The sequence below is a fragment of the Pseudomonas sp. GW821-FHT07F05 genome (assembly GCF_059418765.1).
The window spans coordinates 131,431-150,732 of the sequence record NZ_JBWKQL010000001.1 but is presented as its reverse complement, the minus strand read 5'-3'; the positions used below and the strand labels follow the sequence as shown (position 1 = coordinate 150,732).

Annotated in this window: 14 protein-coding genes and 1 pseudogene; 10 read left to right on the top strand and 5 right to left on the bottom strand. The window is 59.4% G+C overall.

Annotation, left to right across the window (positions count from 1 at the left end):
- The first annotated feature begins 91 nt into the window (after positions 1–91).
- On the top strand, positions 92–1,558 hold the full coding sequence (gene rhlB, locus AC07RO_RS00745; protein WP_495085055.1) for an ATP-dependent RNA helicase RhlB: 1,467 nt from the start codon (positions 92–94) through the stop codon (positions 1,556–1,558).
- A 32-nt stretch (positions 1,559–1,590) separates the two neighbouring features.
- Here the strand turns inward: rhlB and moaE are convergent, their stop codons facing one another.
- The 5 genes and pseudogenes from moaE to AC07RO_RS00720 form a co-directional block, all read right to left on the bottom strand.
- The gene (gene moaE, locus AC07RO_RS00740) at positions 1,591–2,040 is read right to left on the bottom strand and encodes a molybdopterin synthase catalytic subunit MoaE (protein ID WP_192171829.1); all 450 of its coding nucleotides are present in this window, start codon (positions 2,038–2,040) and stop codon (positions 1,591–1,593) included.
- 1 nt (position 2,041) lies between these two features.
- Positions 2,042–2,287, bottom strand: a complete 246-nt coding sequence (locus AC07RO_RS00735; RefSeq protein ID WP_346630880.1) for a MoaD/ThiS family protein — start codon at positions 2,285–2,287, stop codon at positions 2,042–2,044.
- Positions 2,288–2,289: 2 nt separating this feature from the next.
- A complete protein-coding gene (moaC, locus tag AC07RO_RS00730; protein WP_495085054.1) occupies positions 2,290–2,775 on the bottom strand; it encodes a cyclic pyranopterin monophosphate synthase MoaC in 486 nt (161 codons plus the stop codon).
- A gap of 127 nt (positions 2,776–2,902) precedes the next feature.
- Positions 2,903–4,297 (bottom strand): PhoH family protein, encoded by a 1,395-nt coding sequence (locus tag AC07RO_RS00725; protein ID WP_065991946.1) that lies wholly within the window; start codon positions 4,295–4,297, stop codon positions 2,903–2,905.
- Between the two features lie 377 nt (positions 4,298–4,674).
- Positions 4,675–5,865: pseudogene (locus tag AC07RO_RS00720) on the bottom strand (polysaccharide deacetylase family protein); the annotation flags it as partial.
- Positions 5,866–6,048: 183 nt separating this feature from the next.
- On the opposite strand from AC07RO_RS00720, the gene yaaA reads away from it, so the two are divergent.
- From yaaA to AC07RO_RS00675, 9 genes are all read left to right on the top strand, one after another.
- On the top strand, positions 6,049–6,828 hold the full coding sequence (yaaA, locus tag AC07RO_RS00715) for a peroxide stress protein YaaA (protein ID WP_282369550.1): 780 nt from the start codon (positions 6,049–6,051) through the stop codon (positions 6,826–6,828).
- 996 nt (positions 6,829–7,824) lie between these two features.
- Positions 7,825–9,141, top strand: coding sequence for a nucleotide sugar dehydrogenase (locus AC07RO_RS00710; protein ID WP_192171832.1), 1,317 nt, complete (start codon positions 7,825–7,827; stop codon positions 9,139–9,141).
- A 129-nt stretch (positions 9,142–9,270) separates the two neighbouring features.
- Positions 9,271–10,752, top strand: a complete 1,482-nt coding sequence (gene alg8, locus AC07RO_RS00705; protein ID WP_192171833.1) for a mannuronan synthase — start codon at positions 9,271–9,273, stop codon at positions 10,750–10,752.
- Between the two features lie 53 nt (positions 10,753–10,805).
- Positions 10,806–11,978 (top strand): alginate biosynthesis protein Alg44, encoded by a 1,173-nt coding sequence (locus tag AC07RO_RS00700; protein ID WP_282369544.1) that lies wholly within the window; start codon positions 10,806–10,808, stop codon positions 11,976–11,978.
- 2 nt (positions 11,979–11,980) lie between these two features.
- Positions 11,981–13,393, top strand: coding sequence for an alginate biosynthesis TPR repeat lipoprotein AlgK (gene algK, locus AC07RO_RS00695; RefSeq protein WP_133772048.1), 1,413 nt, complete (start codon positions 11,981–11,983; stop codon positions 13,391–13,393).
- Positions 13,390–14,895 (top strand): alginate export family protein, encoded by a 1,506-nt coding sequence (locus AC07RO_RS00690; protein ID WP_192171835.1) that lies wholly within the window; start codon positions 13,390–13,392, stop codon positions 14,893–14,895. The genes algK and AC07RO_RS00690 overlap by 4 nt, the downstream gene beginning before the upstream one ends.
- A 27-nt stretch (positions 14,896–14,922) precedes the next feature.
- Complete coding sequence (gene algG / locus AC07RO_RS00685) at positions 14,923–16,557, top strand: mannuronan 5-epimerase AlgG (protein WP_282369541.1); 1,635 nt, start codon at positions 14,923–14,925, stop codon at positions 16,555–16,557.
- Positions 16,558–16,570: 13 nt separating this feature from the next.
- Positions 16,571–18,010, top strand: coding sequence for an alginate O-acetyltransferase (locus tag AC07RO_RS00680; RefSeq protein ID WP_495085053.1), 1,440 nt, complete (start codon positions 16,571–16,573; stop codon positions 18,008–18,010).
- Between the two features lie 7 nt (positions 18,011–18,017).
- The gene (locus AC07RO_RS00675; RefSeq protein ID WP_192171838.1) at positions 18,018–19,154 is read left to right on the top strand and encodes a mannuronate-specific alginate lyase; all 1,137 of its coding nucleotides are present in this window, start codon (positions 18,018–18,020) and stop codon (positions 19,152–19,154) included.
- The last annotated feature ends 148 nt before the right edge of the window (positions 19,155–19,302 follow it).

Genomic DNA, 19,302 nt, shown 5'->3' with positions numbered 1-19,302 from the left:
TACGTTGCGGATTTGCTAGGACACTACGCCGCGCCGGGTTCTTGCTTTACACTCCCCGGCGTACATTCCTAAATCTATCGATGAGATCACCGTGCTCAAAGCACTTAAAAAGATGTTCGGAAAAAGCGAGGCTGAGCCGCTCGCGCCTGCTGCTCCCCTCCCCGTCCCCCAGCGCCAGACCGAAAGCGTCTCGCGGGAACCGTCAGCAGCAGAAGTGCACGTGCCTGCGCCCGAGCATTTGGCAGCCACCGCACCGGCCGTTACATCGCCCGTTAGGGCTGAACGCCCGCGCCGAGAACGTGCGCCCAAGCCCGTCGTCATTCCCTGGAAACCCGAAGACTTCGTCGTCGAACCACTGGAAGGCAAAACCCGTTTCCACGATTTCCCCCTCGCCCCCGAATTGATGCACGCGATCCAGGACCTGGGATTCCCGTACTGCACGCCAATCCAGGCCGGCGTTCTGGGTTACACCCTCAAAGGCCGCGATGCCATCGGCCGCGCCCAGACCGGCACCGGCAAGACCGCCGCCTTCCTGATTTCCATCATTACTCAACTGACCCAGACGCCTCCGCCGAAAGAGCGCTACATGGGTGAACCCCGTGCGCTGATCATTGCGCCGACCCGCGAGCTGGTGGTGCAGATCGCCAAGGACGCCGAGGCGCTGACCAAGTACACCGACCTCAACGTGATGACGTTCGTGGGCGGCATGGATTTCGACAAGCAGCTTAAACACCTCGAAGCCCGCCACTGCGACATTCTGGTTGCCACGCCAGGCCGTCTGCTGGACTTCGCCCAGCGCGGCGAAGTGCACCTGGACATGGTTGAGGTGATGGTCCTGGACGAAGCCGACCGCATGCTCGACATGGGCTTCATCCCTCAGGTCCGCTCGATCATTCGCCAGACCCCGCACAAGGGCGAGCGTCAGACACTGCTGTTCTCCGCCACCTTCACTGAAGACGTGATGAATCTGGCCAAGCAGTGGACGACGGATCCTGCGATCGTCGAGATCGAATCGCTGAACGTCGCCAGCGACACGGTCGAGCAGCACATCTATGCCGTGGCCGGCGCTGACAAGTACAAGCTGTTGTTCAACCTGATCAACGACCACGGTTGGGAACGGGTGATGGTGTTCGCCAACCGCAAGGATGAAGTGCGACGCATCGAAGAGCGTCTGGTGCGTGACGGCATCAATGCCGCGCAGTTGTCAGGCGACGTGCCGCAGCACAAGCGCATCAAGACGCTGGAAGGGTTTCGCGAAGGCAAGATTCGCGTGCTGGTGGCCACCGATGTCGCCGGTCGCGGGATTCACATCGACGGCATCAGCCACGTGATCAACTTCACCCTGCCGGAAGTACCGGACGACTACGTGCACCGCATCGGCCGCACCGGTCGTGCAGGCGCAGACGGCGTGTCCATCAGCTTCGCTGGTGAAGACGATTCGTATCAGTTGCCGTCGATCGAAGAGAAGCTGGGCCGCAAGATCAGCTGCGAAACGCCGCCGACCGTGTTGCTACGGCCGGTGGTGCGCGTGCAGCGAGCGATTCCTGCGGCGGAATGACTCCACGCGCCTGCGAATGCTGAGCCCGCAGCCTATTTCCAGCGATCTGCAGCCATGTGATCGCTGTCGCGGCCCTCAACCCAGCGCGGCCCTTCTGAAGTGTTTTCCTTCTTCCAGAACGGCGCGCGGGTTTTCAGGTAGTCCATGACGAAATCACAGGCCTCGAACGCGGCCTGGCGATGGGCGCTGGCCGCCGCGACGAACACGATTGGCTCGCCCGGTTCCAACTCGCCCACGCGATGAATCACTTCCAGCTTGAGCAACGGCCAGCGCTGCTGCGCCTCATCAGCGATTTTAACCAGCGCCTTCTCGGTCATGCCGGGGTAATGCTCGAGAAACATCCCCGCTACCTCACGGCCGTCGTTGAAATCCCGCACATAGCCCACAAAGCTGACCACCGCACCCACGCCGACGTTGGCGTCGTGCATGGCATTGAGTTCCGCGCCCGGATCGAACGCGGCGGCTTGTACTCGAACGGCCATATCAACCTCCGGTGACGGTCGGAAAGAACGCCACCTCATCGCCCGGTTCGACGGGCGTGTCCAGCGAGCACAGCTCCTGATTGCGGGCGCACATGATGCCTTTCTCACTCAGCACTTCCCACACACCGCCGCGCTCGAGTAAATGCTGGCGCACGGCGTCGATGGTGGCGAATGAGCCTTCGAGGTTCTCGCTCTCGGTGCCGAGGGTTTCGCGAAAACGCGCGAAATATTGGACTTGTACGTGAATGGTCATTGGGCGATCACCTGGTCGTCGGCGATGAAGTGTCCGCTCTTGCCACCGAGCTTTTCGAGCAACCGCACGTGTTCGATGGTCATGCCGCGGTCAACCGCCTTGCACATGTCGTAGATGGTCAGGGCGGCGATGCTGGCGGCGGTCAACGCTTCCATTTCCACCCCGGTCTGGCCGGAGAGTTTGCAGCGCGCAACGATGTGCACGGCGTCAGGGCTTTCAGCGGTGAGTTCGACCTTCACACCGGTAAGCATCAACGGATGACAGAGGGGAATCAGATCGCTGGTTTTCTTCGCGGCCTGGATGCCGGCGATGCGCGCGACGGCAAATACGTCCCCTTTGGGATGCCCGCCTGCGACGATCATTTGCAGGGTTTCGGGCAGCATGCGCACGCGCGCTTCGGCCACCGCCTCACGGAACGTAACGTCTTTTTCAGTGACGTCGACCATGTGGGCGCGACCTTGGGAATCGAGATGAGTGAGCACGGGATGACTCCTGAACAGGAGCGGGGATTGTAGGGAGTTAGGGCTAGAAGCCACAAGCTGCAAGCTAACGACCCTGAGCGGACGTCGGCTTGCAGCTTGAGGCTAGAGGCTTGAAGCTGCTGCCACTTTACAAATGGCTCTCCGCGTATTCAGCCAGGATCGAGCGTGGGACACCTTGCAGACTGATGTGCACGCCGTTGGGGAAGTCCTTGAAACGCTCCGTCAGGTAGGTCAGCCCCGAACTGGTGGCCGACAGATAAGGCGTGTCGATCTGCGCCAGGTTGCCCAGGCAGACCACTTTAGAGCCCGCGCCGGCACGGGTGATGATGGTTTTCATCTGGTGCGGCGTGAGGTTCTGGCATTCGTCGATCAGGATCAGGCTCTGCTGGAAGCTTCGGCCGCGAATGTAGTTGAGGGATTTGAACTGCAGCGGCACCTTGCTCAGGATGTAATCGACGCTGCCATGGGTGTTTTCGTCATCCATGTGCAAGGCTTCCAGGTTGTCGGTGATCGCGCCGAGCCATGGCTCCATTTTTTCTGCTTCGGTGCCGGGCAAAAAGCCGATCTCCTGGTCGAGCCCCTGCACGCTTCGGGTGGCGATGATGCGGCGATAACGCTTGCTGACCATGGTCTGCTCGATGGCAGCGGCCAGGGCAAGAATGGTCTTGCCCGAACCGGCCGCGCCGGACAGGTTGACCAGATGGATGTCCGGATCGAGCAGCGCAAACAGCGCCAGCCCCTGATAGATGTCACGCGGCTTCAGTCCCCACGCTTCCTGGTGCAGCAGCGGCTCCTGGTGCATGTCCAGCAACAGCAGTTCGTCAGGCTTGACGCCTTTGACCCAACCGACGAAGCCTTGCTCATCGATGATGAACTCGTTGATGTGCACAGACGGAATCTGCTCGATCATCTGCACTTTGTGCCAGGTACGGCCATGATCCTGGCGGGTATCGACTTTGCTCACCCGGTCCCAGAAAGAGCCGGTCATGGTGTGGTAACCGCGGGACAGCATCGACACGTCGTCGACCAGTTGGTCGGTGCTGTAGTCCTCGGCCTCGATGCCGCAGGCCCGCGCCTTCAGGCGCATGTTGATGTCTTTAGTGACCAGTACGATGCGCGTGTCCTTTTTCCGCGCATGCAGGTCAATCAGCTGGTTGATGATGATGTTGTCATTGAGGTTGTCAGGCAGCACCCGGTTGGGTTCTTGCCGCTTGTTCATGAGGATGGACAGATAACCCTTGAATACGCCTGTACCGCGATCGATCGGTACGCCTTTTTCAACCTCCTCCGGGGTCGCTTCGCCGAGTGTCTTGTCAATCAACCGGATCGCCTGCCGACATTCAGCAGCCACCGAGTGCTTGCCCGCCTTGAGCTTGTCCAGTTCTTCCAGGACCGTCATGGGGAGTGCTACGTGATGTTCTTCGAAATTCAGAAGCGCGTTTGGATCATGGATCAATACGTTGGTATCGAGCACGTAAAGGATTGGCTGGTTAGAGGAAGGGGTGCGTCCGTGGTCATCCATACTCGCTCACCTTTGTAGTAGCCAAGTGACGCAACACACAGCGATGCTGCGCCACGAAAAGGCCGCCGAGGCTTTCCCCTTGAGGCAGGAGAAAATTGCGCAAAGTGGGGTCTGGAATGACGCCACCTGTGTTGCAGGGTTCGGCGGTCTGTTGTCGTAATACCGCAAAACCGATGACATAAAAACGCGTTTCGGCGCTTTTTGAAGTTTATTTCTCGGGGGGACAATTAGCCCTTGGCGGATGGGTCAGCCGCGTTTAAAGTCGGAAGTCCGGTCCGGGACAAATCCTCAGAAATTTCCCACCTACCCTTTCATTGTTCCCCTTCTTTCACTGGCGGCACCGTCTGCTCAACCGCTGCGCCCGGCTGCTCGGCTGGTTCGTCTGCGGCGTCATCGTCGGGCGTGTCATCGTCCTCATCCGGCGCATCTTCTTCGTCCGCCAGCTGCTGCGGATAGATATGGCAGTCTTCCCACATCACGCCGCTTTGCGCGGTATTGGCCATCAGCCATGGCACCGCCTGCTGCGGTTTGTCTGTGCTGTCATGGAACACCACATTGCCGCGCCGCCAGAGCAGCATCAGCGTGAGCACCCGGTTGGCAGCCTGCTCGGCGCTGATGCGTCCGGTGCTGTCCTGGGAATCGATGTTCCACAGAGAGACTCGCAGCTGCTGGTCGCGGAAGAATGGCGCGCTGTCGGCACGACGATGGCCGTAAGGCGGGCGGAACAGCGGCACGAAATTGTCCGGCAGCAGCTGCTGAACCAGCGCGGCCGTACGCTCGATGGAGTCTTGCCAGTCGCGCCAGTGGGCGTGGGACCTGAACTCCCAGCCCTGCAGGCCGACGCATTGCTGGCGGTAGAGCGTTTGAAGCGCGTGGGGCGAGGTGGTGTCCAGACGACTTTGCAGGGCCTTGCCCAGCACAAAGAACGTGGCGGTGATCTTCTGTTGGCGCATGAAGTCGGCCAGCCAGTCAGTCGCCCCGTCAGCAACGGTCGGACCGCTCTCGAAATTGAGCAGGAAGGTCCTGTCGGGCATTTCTTCGCCGCTGAGTTCGTCGGAGTTGTAGCGCTCGATCTCGCTGCTGGTCTGCGGGAACAAGGCGGCCATGCGCAACAGTTCGTTGAGATAACGCTGGTTGAAGGCATCGGCCGGCGCAGCCCACTTGGCATAGAAGGAATCATCGGCCACTTTGTATTCGGCGGCGCGTTGACGCAGCATCGGCACGTCGTCGACCAGCACACAGAATGATGCGTCGGCTTCACAGGTTTTTTCGGCGAATGTCCAATTCTCGAACAGCCGCGTCCATAGCCGTGTGCGGATCAGGTTCACCGTCGGCAGGTTGATCTGCCGCAGGCCCAGACGCGCACTCAGCTGGGCGTCGCTGAGGTTTTCGCTTTCCAGCAACTGATGGGCGAAGCTGAGAATTTGCGCACGAGACGCCACGTCGAACAGCTGCGGCGTTTCCAGAGCCTCCGGCCAGACTGCGCGATCCAGCATCGCAATATCGCCCGTGGCCGCCTGTGCGTTGAGCCCCAGCAAACAGGCTCCGATCAATAACAGCATGCGCAACACGACGTGCTCCCAATCCTTGATAAAGAGGCCGAAAACCGGCGAGGCACTATAGCGGATTTGCCTTGGGCCAGAATGCCGGATTCCGGCACCGCTGCTGCAGGAGCGCGCCTATCGACACCATAGCTGGAGTGATCCGCACGCAACCCCTAGAATCGCCCGACGATCAAAGGAGACCTGCCCATGCTGATGGTGATTTCCCCAGCCAAAACCCTCGATTTCGAAACACCGCCCACCACCAAGCGCTACACCCAGCCGGAATTTCTGGATCACTCTCAGGAGCTCATCAACCAACTGCGCGACATGACCCCGGCGCAGATCGGTGAGCTGATGCATCTGTCCGACAAGCTCTCCGGCCTCAATGCCGCCCGCTTTGGCAGCTGGAATCCGGCGTTCACCCCAAAAAACGCCAAACAGGCGCTGCTTGCATTCAAGGGTGACGTGTACACCGGTCTCGACGCCGACACCCTGAGCGGGCCCGATCTGACGTACGCCCAAAAGCACCTGCGTATGTTGTCCGGGCTCTATGGATTGCTTCGTCCTCTGGACCTGATGCAACCCTATCGCCTGGAAATGGGCACCAAGCTGGCCAATGCCAGGGGCAAGGACCTTTACGCATTCTGGGGCGACCGCATCAGCGAGTGGCTGAACGAAGCGCTGAAAGAACAAGGCGACGATGTGCTGCTCAACCTGGCGTCGAACGAGTACTTTTCAGCGGTCAAGCGCCCGGCACTGAATGCCCGCGTGATCGAAACCGAGTTCCGCGACCAGAAAAACGGTCAGTACAAGATCATCAGTTTCTACGCCAAGAAAGCCCGGGGCATGATGACTCGCTTCGTGATTTCCGAGCGTATCAGCAAGCCCAAAGACCTGACGCAGTTCGATGCTCACGGCTATCGATACAGCAAAGAGCTGTCCTCCCCGGACAAGCTCATCTTCCTGCGCGATGAGCAAGACGCCTGACCTGCACCTACCCGTCCTTCCGCCAGCAAGCATCGCCCGTCTTCAATCGTTGACGGGCGCCGCGACGTCATTCAATCCCACTTCGGTGCACTTCTCAGGACACCTGCCTTGCATTTTTAGTGCGCATCGGTTGGTCCCATCATTCGAATGCGTCTATCCATCCAACCGAAAGTAAAGATTAACAGTGACTCCGTTCGCAAATTCCCACACTTACTTAGTTCATAAACTGCAGTTTGCGCGGACGAACGGTAGTGCTGCCGACTAATTGGCGCCAACTAACAGTCAGAAACTAAGTGCTCTTTTTTTTCTCAAAAATTTAACAACTTTTTTTGCAGATTTCGGCACGTTGATTTGAACGAGTGGCACTCCAGTCTTCACGTCCGCCAAAGCCTTACAAACTAAGGCTCAAACCTTGTTTGGCCCCACGTTGGATCCTGCTGAAAACCGCCTGGTGTTACGAAAAATCTCAAAAAGAGGACGAGCGGCCCGGAACTTATGGGGAATGCCCACGCTCCTACATCCCGTAACAATTCTCGTCCCCCATGTAGGACATCTCTTACATGGCACATGGACAGATCTGGAAGTTGCTTCTCAACGAAGTTAGACCCTTCGGTCAAGTGGTACGTACAAGGAGTCACGCACCAAACTAGTTGAAGTGAATTGAGCTAGCACCATTCGGGTGCCCGCAGTCGTGAATCGGGGCTGATTCATCGGGAGACGGCTAAAAGCCTTGTCCTTGACCGCCTGAGCACGACGCGCAAACCATCCGCTGGAGTGCCTGCCACATCCCAGATCGGGAACCTATATAAATATGTATGGGCTACTCGACACTTTTGATCTGTAACATTCGGGTTTGCCTTTCATATAGGTAACTCACCCCTTAATTCTGCCTGTGCTTGTCACGCGACATTCATTGCCGTGCGTACGAGTGCGCAAAAGTTGTAAGACAGTTTTTATATTCGGCCAACTAATGGCGTAAACATCGAGGAGATTACTATGCGTATCAGCATCTTTGGTTTGGGCTATGTCGGTGCAGTCTGCGCAGGCTGCCTCTCGGCGCGTGGTCATGATGTTGTTGGCGTGGACATCTCCGCCGCCAAGATCGATCTGATCAACAAGGGCAAGTCGCCAATCGTTGAGCCAGGTCTGGGCGAGTTGCTGGAAACCGGCATCAAGACCGGCAAACTGCGCGGCACCACAGACTTCTCCGCCGCCATTCGCGACACTGACCTGTCGATGATCTGCGTCGGCACGCCAAGCAAAAAGAACGGCGATCTGGAGCTGGACTTCATTGAATCGGTCTGCCGCGAAATCGGCTTCGTACTGCGTGACAAGAGCACCCGTCACACCATCGTCGTGCGCAGCACCGTTCTGCCGGGCACCGTCGCAAACGTTGTCATCCCGATCCTCGAAGACTGCTCGGGCAAGAAAGCCGGCGTCGACTTCGGTGTCGCAGTCAACCCTGAATTCCTGCGTGAAAGCACCGCGATTGCCGACTACGACCATCCTCCGATGACCGTTATCGGCGAATTCGACAAGGCGTCCGGTGACGTTCTGCAGTCCCTGTACGAAGAACTCGACGCACCGATCATCCGCAAGGACATCGCCGTTGCCGAAATGATCAAGTACACCTGCAACGTATGGCACGCGACCAAGGTCACCTTCGCCAACGAAATCGGCAACATCGCCAAGGCAGTCGGCGTCGACGGCCGTGAAGTGATGGACGTGGTCTGCCAGGACAAGGCTCTGAACCTGTCGCAGTACTACATGCGCCCAGGCTTCGCGTTCGGCGGTTCCTGCCTGCCGAAAGACGTCCGTGCCCTGACCTACCGCGCCAGCTCTCTGGACGTTGAAGCCCCCCTGCTCAACTCCCTGATGCGCAGCAACGTTTCCCAGGTTCAGAACGCTTTCGACATCGTCGCCGCCAGCGACACTCGCAAAGTCGCCCTGCTGGGTCTGAGCTTCAAGGCCGGTACCGATGACCTGCGCGAAAGCCCTCTGGTCGAGCTGGCAGAAATGCTGATCGGTAAAGGCTACGACCTGAGCATCTTCGACAGCAACGTCGAATACGCTCGCGTTCACGGCGCCAACAAAGACTACATCGAGTCCAAGATCCCGCACGTTTCGTCTCTGCTGAACTCGGACTTCGACGCGGTCATCAACAACTCTGACGTGATCATCCTGGGTAACCGCGACGAGCGCTTCCGTGCACTCGCCAACAACGCGCCAGCCGGCAAGCGTGTGATTGACCTGGTGGGCTTCATGAAAGGCACCACCACCGAAAACGGTCAAATCGAAGGTATCTGCTGGTAACACACAGCGAGCTGCAAGCCACGAGCTGCAAGTTTCAGGCTTCATCCCTCCAGTCCCGGGCGTCAGCGCCAGCGACTGGAGGTTTGAAGCTTGCGGCTTGAGGTTGCAACTGACTTAGGGATACACACTATGCAAAGGCTGAAGCACGGCTTCCTCCAGGCCGCAGGTTGGCTGTTTTATCTGACGTTGCTGGCGGCCATAGCCATGGCGCTGCCTGCATCGCTGTTTGACTCGCACTCCAAAGATTTTATTTTCCTGATCGGTATCGTCGGCATCTGGCGTTACTCGATGGGCGCAACGCACTTCGTGCGCGGCATGATTTTCCTGTACATCGTCTACCCGCACCTGCGCCGTAAAGTGCGCAAGCTGGGCAAGGCAGCCGATCCATCCCACGTGTTCCTGATGGTCACCAGCTTTCGTATCGATGCGCTGACCACCGCTCAGGTGTACAGCTCGGTGATTCGCGAAGCCATCAAATGCGGCTTCCCGACCACCATCGTGTGCTCCCTGGTGGAAATGTCCGACGAGCTGCTGGTCAAGGCACTGTGGGCCAAGTACAACCCGCCGGAGCACGTGAAGCTCGACTTCGTGCGCATCGCCGGAACCGGCAAGCGTGACGGTCTGGCGTTCGGTTTCCGCGCCATCTCCCGCCACATGCCCGACGACCGCGCCGTGGTTGCGGTGATCGACGGTGACACCGTTCTGGCTGAGGGCGTGGTGCAGAAAACCGTGCCGTGGTTCCAGCTGTTCGGCAACGTCGGCGGCCTGACCACCAACGAGTTCTGTGAAGTCCGCGGCGGCTACATCATGAGCGAGTGGCACAAGCTGCGTTTCGCTCAGCGTCACATCAACATGTGCTCGATGGCGCTGTCCAAGCGCGTGCTGACCATGACCGGCCGTATGTCGGTGTTCCGCGCCACCGTGGTGACGGACCCGGCGTTCATCGCCGACGTGGAAAGCGACTCGCTGCAGCACTGGCGTCTGGGCCGCTTCAAGTTCCTGACCGGCGACGACAAGTCCAGCTGGTTCAGCCTGATGCGCCTGGGCTACGACACGTTCTACGTACCGGATGCCGCGATCAACACCGTTGAGCACCCGCCGGAAAAAAGTTTCCTGAAGGCCAGCCGCAAGCTGATGTACCGCTGGTACGGCAACAACCTTCGGCAGAACTCCCGTGCATTGGGTCTGGGCGTTGGTCGTCTCGGGGTCTTCACCAGCATCGTGCTGTTCGACCAGCGCGTGTCGATGTGGACGTCGATCCTTGGCCTGACCGTGGCGATGCTGGCGAGCCTGAAGTTCGGTATCGAATACCTGCTGGCGTACCTGCTCTGGATTGGCATCACCCGTCTGATCCTGACGCTGCTGCTGTCGTGCAGCGGCCACAAGATCGGGCCGGCCTATCCGATGATTCTCTATTACAACCAGATCGTTGGCGCACTGATGAAGATCTACGTCTTCTTCCGTCTCGACCGACAGTCCTGGACCCGCCAGGACACAAAACTGAGCCGCGACATGGCCAGCTTCCAGGGTTGGTTCAACACCTGGTCGTCGCGGACCATGACTTTCTCGGCTGGCAGCATCTTCGTTGCCGTGCTGCTGACAATGGTCTGACCGGGCCTCTGACCGAAACAATGGATCAACTCGATTAATCAGGAATTACCACCATGAATACAGCCGTGAATGCCAATGTCGTACATGAATCCGAAGCCCAGCGTCAGCACGCACGGGTCAAGATCCCGGCCAAACTGCGACTGCTCAATGGTCAGCCGAACGCCCCGCTGGTGCGTGTCGAAGACCTTTCCGCAGGCGGTCTGAGCTTTGTCGCTCCTGCCAACCTGCGTCCAGCCGTCGGTGAGGTCATCAAGGGTCGTCTGCAGTTCCTGATCGACAACCTCGGTCTGGCCATGGACGTCGACCTGCAGGTGCGCACCATCGATTCGAGCACCGGCCGTGTCGGCTGCCAGTTCCAGAATCTGGAATCGCAAGACATCTCGACTCTGCGTCATCTGATCACTTCGCACCTGTCGGGCGACCTCATCAGCATGGGCGAAGTGCTGGCGACCCTGCAGCGCGATAACTTCACCAAGGCACGCAAATCCAAGGACGGCGGCAGCGGCCTGAGCGCGTTCGGTCGTCTGCGTGCCGTGACCTTCAGCATCGGCATCTTCGCGGTCGGTGTGATTGCGTTCGGCTTCGTCGCCAAATCGGTCTACGGCATGTACTTCGTCAGCCACTCCACGTCGGGCCTGGTCAGCGTGCCGAGCCTGGATGTCACCATGCCACGTGAAGGCACTGTGACCAGCCTGGTCGCCCCTAACGGCAACGTCGCCAAAGGCGCTCCGCTGGCGACCTTCAACACCAGCATGCTGGACATGTTGAAAGGCAACCTGGACCCGGACGAAATGCAGCCGGCCAAAATCGAAGAGCTGTTCGGTCGTCAACTGGCCGGTACCATGACCAGCCCTTGCGATTGCGTCGTGGCCAAGCAACTGGTCGCCGACGGTCAGTACGCCAGCAAAGGTCAAGTGATCTTCCAGATGGTCCCGCGCAACGTCGCCGCCAATGTCGATGCCCGCTTCACCTACCGTCAGTTCGCCGATGTACAACCCGGCGCTCGCGTGACCTTCCAGGTCGCTGGCGAAGACGGCGACCACAGCGGCAAGATCGTCAGCGCCACGGCCCTGAGCCCTGCTGACCTGTCTTCCGACATCCGCGTTCAGATCCAGCCTGACGAAGCCATCAACAGCAGCCTGGCAGGTCGCCCGGTTGAAGTAGTGAGCACTCGTGGCCCGTCGCTGAACTGGTTGATCGATAAAGCCACGGCGGCAGGTTTCTAAACATGGCTAGCCCACTACGAAGCTTGTCAGCCCCTACATTGTTGAGCCTGGCGATCGCTATCGGTTTGGGCGGCTGTGCCGGCCTGCCCGATCAGCGCCTGGCCAACGAAGCCCTGAAACGCGGCGACACCGCGCTGGCGGAGCAAAACTATCGGCAACTGGCGGACCTGGGCTATAGCGATGCACAGGTCGGCCTCGCGGATATCCAGGTGGGTACCCGCGACCCGGAGCTGATCAAGCAGGCCGAGGCAACGTATCGCGCTGCAGCCGCCACTTCGCCTCGGGCGCAATCGCGCCTGGGCAAGTTGCTGGCGGTCAAGCCGAACTCCACCGAGGCCGAGCAACGTGAAGCCGAAGGTCTGCTGAAGAAGGCCTTCGCCAATGGCGAAGCCGGCACGCTGATTCCGCTGGCGATGCTCTATCTGCAATACCCGCACACGTTCCCGAACGTGAACGCGCAGCAGAAGATCAACGAATGGCGCGCTGGCGGTTACCCGGAAGCGGGTCTGGCCCAGGTGCTGCTGTATCGCACACAGGGCACCTACGACCAGCATCTGGCTGAAGTCGAAAGCATCTGCAAGCAAGCCCTGCGCACCACCGACGTTTGCTACACCGAGCTGGCGACGGTCTACCAGAAGCGTGGCGAAGCCGACAAACAGGCTGCGCTGATCGAGCAGATGCAAAGCGGCTACGCCATGGGCAGCGTGCCTGCCATGCGTGTCGACAGCGTCGCTCGCGTGCTTGCGGATTCGACAATCGGCAAGCCGGACGAAAAGACCGCGCAATCGCTGCTGGAGAAAGTCGCCCCCGGTTACCCCGCTTCGTGGGTCAGCCTGGCGCAGTTGCTGTACGACTTCCCCGAACTGGGCGACGTCAACAAGATGATGGAATACCTGGACAACGGCCGTGCTGCGGATCAACCGCGCGCCGAGCTGCTGCTGGGCAAGCTGTATTACGAAGGCAAGCTGGTCTTGCCGGATGCGAAGAAAGCCGAAGAGCACCTGACCAAGGCCGCTGCGACGCAAATCTCCGCGCATTACTACCTGGGTCAGCTGTATCGCCGGGGTTATCTGGGCCATCCAGACCCGCAGAAAGCTGTCGACCAGTTGCTGACCTCCGCACGCGGTGGCCAGAACAGTGCCGACTTCGCCCTCGCGCAGTTGTTCTCGCAAGGCAAAGGTATCAAGCCTGATCCGGTCAACGCATGGGTCTTCGGCCAGCTCGCACTGGCTCAGGGCACCCCGCAAGCGACGGATCTTGCGCAACAACTGAACGAACAATTGCCGCCTGAGAAGCGCGCCCAGGCGCAGAGCCTTCTCCAGCGAGAACAGCAGGTCCGCGGCACAACCGCGCAAAACGCGTTGGCCTTGCAGACACTGCAAGAAGAAAAAGACGGCGGGGACGCACCTCTATGAAGCTTAAGTTGAACCCTCTGATGGCGGCCGGATTCGGTCTGGGCTTCTCCCTGATCTGGGCCACGCCGACACTGGCAGCCCTGACCGACACTCAGAATTTCGGCATCGAAGTCAAAGCGACCGGCCAGATGGAAGACGACCGTGACCTCGGCACCCGCAGTGGTGGCGACGTCAACGGTGTCGGTCTGGATCTGCGTCCGTGGGCCTATGGCGAGTGGGGCAACTGGAGCGGTTACGCGATGGGCCAGGTAGTTACTGCTACCGACACCATTCAGACCGACCCGCTGGATCAGCAGGTCACTGACGCAAACGGCCAGAGCGCCCAGCGTTCGCGCAGCACGTCGAACAGCCGCAAAGTGGATGACAGCTACGCTGCCCTGCGCGAATTCTGGATCGGCTACAGCGGTTTCACGCCTTACCCTGGCGAGATCCTGAAAGTCGGTCGTCAGCGTCTGCGCAATGACGACGGTCAGTGGCACGACACCAACATCGAAGCGGTGAACTGGACCTTCGACACCACCCTGCTCAAGGCAGAAGTGGGCGCCGCCCAGCGTTTCAGCGAATACCGCACAGACCTGACCGAGCTGTCGGCACAGGACAAGGATCGCTCGCACCTGTATGGCGACGTGGAATACCAATGGACGCCAGGCCAATGGGCAGGCGTTCGTGCGCACCACAGTCATGACGGCGGCAGCCTGAAACAACAGGGCTCAGCCATCGACGACCTGGACAAGACTTCGCGTGGCGACCTGACCTGGCTGGGTCTGCAGGCCAACAGCGACGCGTACAACTACCGCAACCTGAACACCGTCAACTATTGGGGCAGCCTGACCTGGCTGACCGGCGATCGTGACCGCATCGGCACCACCTACAACGCGGCCGAAGATCAGTACGTAGCCGGTGAGAAGAACAGCGAAAACGTCAACGGCTGGGCCACCGACCTGGGCCTGCGTTTCCGACTGGACCCGATGTGGCAAGTGGGCGGCGCCTACTCCCGCGCCAGCAAGAACTACGAGCAGAACGGTCTGGAAAGCAACCGCTCGAACTGGACCGGTACCCGCTCGCGCGTGCATCGCTTCGGTGAAGCGTTCCAGGGCGAAATGGCCAACGTAGAGTCGGGCTCGCTGTTTGCGTCCTGGCAGATGCAGGACGAGTACGACGCCTCGCTGATCTACCACAAGTTCCGTCGCGTCGACGGCCATTCGGGCATCGGCGGCGCGGGCATCAACCCTGCTCAGGAAAATGTCGATGACGATGGCGTCAGCACATTTGCCTCGCTGCCCCTCGAAGACGGCCGCAAGGACCTGGGCCAGGAAATGGACCTCGTCGTCACCAAGTACTTCAAGCAAGGCCTGCTGCCTGCTGCGGTAAGCCAGTCGTTCGACGAACCGTCGGCGCTGATTCGTCTGCGTGCAGGCGTGTTCAAACCGGGCGATGCGTACCACAGCGGTGTAGACGATTACATGCACCGCGCCATCGTCGACGTCATCTGGCGCTTCTGATGCAAGCCGCGATAGGAGTGCAATGAGATGAACAGTCAAGCAAGCAGATTGCGTCACCGGGCATGGCCCTATGCCCTGCTGGAAAGCGCTGTGCTGAGCAGCGCCTTGCTGCTCGCCAGCACTGCGGCCATGGCCAACAGCCCGCTGCCGGTTCCCGCCCCTGCGGCGCATCCGGCGGATGGCAAGGATGTGCTGGTCAAAGGCCTGCATCAGGCCAAGACCTACTCCATCAGCAGTCCGCCCATTGAGCCGCTGTTGATGGACAAACCAAAACTGCCTGACCTCTCGGGTTACACCCAGCAGGCCATGCAGAAGAAGATCGTGCGCAGCAAGCCGGGCAAGGTTGCGATCAAACGCATGATGCAGGAAGACTCGCTGAAAGAATTCATCGGCGGTGACAACAAGATGGCCGAATGGGTGGCCCGTCAGCACGGCATCCCCCAGGCGATCTTCATCGAAGATGGCTACATGACCCTGCAGGAGCTGGCGAAGAAGGTGCCTAAACAGTACCTGAGCGAAACCTCGCCGGGCGTTTTTCTGGCGCGTCTGCCGATCGTTGTCGGCAAGAACGGCATCTTTGAAGTCGACAAGAAAACCACCGAGCTGCGCCTGTCTCAGGATGCCGGTGCGTTTCTGGTCAACGACAACCTGCTGTTCATGTCCGACACCAAGCTGACCGGCTGGAGCGAGAAGTCCAACGGCCCGTCGACGTTCAAGGCGCCGAAGGAATTCCGCCCGTTCCTGCTGTCCTGGGGTGGCACCCAGACCTACATGTTCAACACCAAAGTGGCGAGCCTGGGTTACAACAACAGCAAGTCGTACGGCGTCAGTATTTCCCAGTACACACCGAACATGAAGGCGCAGATGAACCGCGCCGAGCCAACCGGCTGGATCGTCAATTCTGACTTCTCGGACATGTGGTACGGCTTCTACTGCTATGAAACCCGCGACTTCGTGGTCAAGGGCAGCACCTACCACGACAACATCATCTACGGCATCGACCCCCATGACCGTTCCCACGGTCTGATCATTGCCGAGAACACGGTGTACGGGACCAAGAAAAAGCACGGGATCATCGTCTCCCGTGAGGTGAACGACAGCTTCATCATCAACAACAAGAGCTACGACAACCACCTGTCCGGCATCGTCCTTGACCGTAACAGCGTGAACAACCTGGTGGCTTACAACGAGATCTACCGCAACCACACCGACGGCATCACCTTGTATGAGAGTGCCGACAACCTGCTGTGGGGCAATCGTGTGTTCGCCAACAAGCGTCACGGCATCCGGGTTCGCAACAGCACCAACATCAAGCTGTACGAAAACCTGGCCATCGGTAACGGTTTGATGGGCGTCTACGGCCACATCAAAGACCTGTCGGACACTGACCGCGACATCAAGCTCGACCCGTTCGATGCCGAAGTCTCGCTGATCATGGTCGGCGGCGAACTGACCTCCAACGGTTCAGGCCCGCTGTCCATCGACTCGCCTCTGAGCGTCGAGCTGTACAAAGTCTCGATGCTCGCACCGACCAAAGCCAGCGGGATCAGCTTCAACGGTGTACTGGGCGACCGTCAGGACGAAATCCTCGATCTGCTGGTGCGCCAACAGAAAGCCGTGTTGATCGACCCGGTCGAAAGCCAGAAACAACTCCGGGACTGAGGAAGATATTTCTATGCACGCACATTTGATCAAACTGCTCAGCCTCTCGGGCCTGACCGCTGCACTGTTCGCCGCCAGCAATGGCGCGTATGCAGCGGACACTACAGCCCCGACCTTCACGGCCGAGCCTTGCTGCAGTCTGTGCCCTGAAGCGCACGACGAAAAAAACTACGTCAGCCGCTACCAGCAGAACTTCACCACGCTGGTTCAGGCCCAGGGCGACTGGTTGTTCCGGACCCGCGAAGATCTGCGCACCGAATTCGACACCACGCCTGAAGGCTATCGCCGCATGCAAATGCTTCACGACGCCTTCAAGAGCAAGGGTGTAGAGCTGGTCGTCGTGTATCAGCCAACCCGCGGGCTGGTGGATCGCAACAAGCTGTTCCCGGCCGAGCGCGACAAGTTCGACTACAACACCGCGCTGCGCAACTACCAGGCCATGCTCGGTCGTTTCGCGAAGATGGGCTACACCGTGCCGGACCTGTCGCCGTTGACCAACGAGCAACAGGCCCATGATTTCTACTTCCGCGGTGACCAGCACTGGACGCCGTATGGCGCTCAGCGCACAGCAAAAATCGTCGCTGATTCCGTGAAGAAAATGCAGGCCTTCGCCAGTGTTCCGCGCCGTGAGTTCGAGACCCACCTGTCAGGTCGCATGGGCAAGAAGGGCACTCTTCACAACATGGCCGGTCAATTGTGCGGCACGAGTTACGCCATCCAGTACATGGACCAGTTCGAGACGGAACCCAAAGGCGAAGCAGCCGACGGCGACCTGTTTGGTGACTCCGGCAATCCGGAGATCACGCTGGTCGGTACCAGTCACAGCGGCAAGAACTACAACTTTGCCGGCTTTTTGCAGGAATACATTGGTGCTGATGTGCTGAACGTCGCCTTCCCGGGCGGCGGCCTTGAGGGTTCGATGCTGCAGTACCTGGGCAGCGAAGACTTCCAGAAACACCCACCGAAGATTCTCATCTGGGAATTCTCGCCGCTTTACCGCCTGGATCAGGAGACCATCTATCGCCAGATGATGTCGCTGCTGGACAACGGCTGTGAAGGCAAACCGGCAATCATGAGCACCAGCACCACCCTCAAACCAGGGATCAACGAGTTGCTGGTCAACGGCAAAAACGGCATCAAGGATGTGCGCAACGGCAGTAATCAGATCGACATCAAGTTCGCCGACAACTCGGTGAAAACCCTTCAGGCGCGCCTCTGGTACATGAACGGTCGCCACGAAGACTTGAAGATCGAGAAACCTGAAACATCTGAAACCGACGGGCGCTTCTCCTTCGAACTGCGCGATGACAAAGACTGGGCTGACCAGCAATTGCTCGCACTGGAAGTGCAGGGTCCGGAAGCGGGCGCTGCGCCACAGCAGGTCGAAGCGAAAGTATGCAAACGCAACGTGTTCCCGAATGTCGCGCATCAAACCGCGCAAGCCGGGTTATGAGGCTCTTATGCACACTCCAAAACTGATGCTCCCTACCCTTCTGTCGCTGGCAATGATGTCCTCGGCACTGTTCGCCACCGGCGCCAGCGCTGCATCGACGCTCGTGCCGCCGCAGGGCTATTACGAAGGTGTCGAGAAATTCAAGACGGGCCAGGGCAAGTTCAGCTGTGACTCCATTCCGCAGCCCTACACCGGTCCGTTGCAGTTTCGCAGCAAATACGAAGGCTCGGACAAAGCCCGCGCGACGCTGAATATGGTCTCCGATCAGGCTTTTCGTGATGCGACCAAAGACATCACCACCATGGAGCGCGCCACCAGCAAGGTGGTGATGCAGTACATGCGTGACGGTCGCCCGGAACAGCTCGATTGCGCGCTGAACATGCTGACCACCTGGGCCAAGGCCGATGCGCTGGAGTCCACCGACTTCAACCACACCGGCAAGTCGATGCGCAAATGGGCATTGGGCAGCATGTCGTCCGCCTATCTGCGCCTGAAGTTCTCCGAGTCTCATCCTCTGGCCACCCGCCAGCAGGAATCGCAGGTGATTGAGGCCTGGTTCAGCAAACTGGCGGACCACGTCGTCAGCGACTGGAACAATCTGCCGCTCGACAAGACTAACAACCACTCCTACTGGGCCGCCTGGGCCGTGATGTCCACGGCAGTCGCGACCAATCGCCAAGACCTGTTTGACTGGGCAGTGAAGGAATTCAAGATCGGCGCCAATCAGGTTGACCCGCAAGGTTTCCTGCCGAACGAGCTCAAGCGCAAACAGCGTGCGCTGGCGTACCACAACTACGCACTTCCGCCTCTGGCCATGATCGCGAGTTTCGCCCAGGCCAACGGTGTCGATTTGCGTCAGGAAAACAACGGTGCGCTCAAGCGTCTGGGTGATCGCGTGCTGGCTGGCGTGAAGAACTCCGGCAGCGAATTCGCCGCCCGCGATGGCGAAAAGCAGGACATGACGGACCTGAAGACCGACATGAAATTCGCCTGGCTGGAACCGTACTGCTCGCTGTATGACTGCGGCCCGGACGTGCTTGAACAGAAACACAAGATGCAACCGTTCAAGAACTTCCGCCTCGGCGGCGACCTGACCCGCACTTATGACCCGACTCATGAAAAGGGTGACAAGGGCGGTTCGTAAGAGCAAAGGCTCCAGCAGTGTTCGCCGTGGTGTGATCCACCGCGAACCCACTGTAGGCGTGAGCTTGCTCGCGATAGCGATGTATCAGTCAGAGCGGCATCAACCGGACTGACGTATCGCGAGCAAGCTCACTCCTGCGGGGAGTCGG

Excerpts from the sequence above, each read along its gene's own strand:
- moaE (WP_192171829.1), bottom strand. The coding sequence starts at position 2,040 with ATGGCCGTTCGAGTACAAGCCGCCGCGTTCGATCCGGGCGCGGAACTC.
- AC07RO_RS00725 (WP_065991946.1), bottom strand. The coding sequence starts at position 4,297 with ATGGATGACCACGGACGCACCCCTTCCTCTAACCAGCCAATCCTTTAC.
- yaaA (WP_282369550.1), top strand. The coding sequence starts at position 6,049 with ATGCTGATGGTGATTTCCCCAGCCAAAACCCTCGATTTCGAAACACCG.
- AC07RO_RS00710 (WP_192171832.1), top strand. The coding sequence starts at position 7,825 with ATGCGTATCAGCATCTTTGGTTTGGGCTATGTCGGTGCAGTCTGCGCA.
- alg8 (WP_192171833.1), top strand. The coding sequence starts at position 9,271 with ATGCAAAGGCTGAAGCACGGCTTCCTCCAGGCCGCAGGTTGGCTGTTT.
- AC07RO_RS00700 (WP_282369544.1), top strand. The coding sequence starts at position 10,806 with ATGAATACAGCCGTGAATGCCAATGTCGTACATGAATCCGAAGCCCAG.
- algK (WP_133772048.1), top strand. The coding sequence starts at position 11,981 with ATGGCTAGCCCACTACGAAGCTTGTCAGCCCCTACATTGTTGAGCCTG.
- AC07RO_RS00690 (WP_192171835.1), top strand. The coding sequence starts at position 13,390 with ATGAAGCTTAAGTTGAACCCTCTGATGGCGGCCGGATTCGGTCTGGGC.
- algG (WP_282369541.1), top strand. The coding sequence starts at position 14,923 with ATGAACAGTCAAGCAAGCAGATTGCGTCACCGGGCATGGCCCTATGCC.
- AC07RO_RS00680 (WP_495085053.1), top strand. The coding sequence starts at position 16,571 with ATGCACGCACATTTGATCAAACTGCTCAGCCTCTCGGGCCTGACCGCT.
- AC07RO_RS00675 (WP_192171838.1), top strand. The coding sequence starts at position 18,018 with ATGCACACTCCAAAACTGATGCTCCCTACCCTTCTGTCGCTGGCAATG.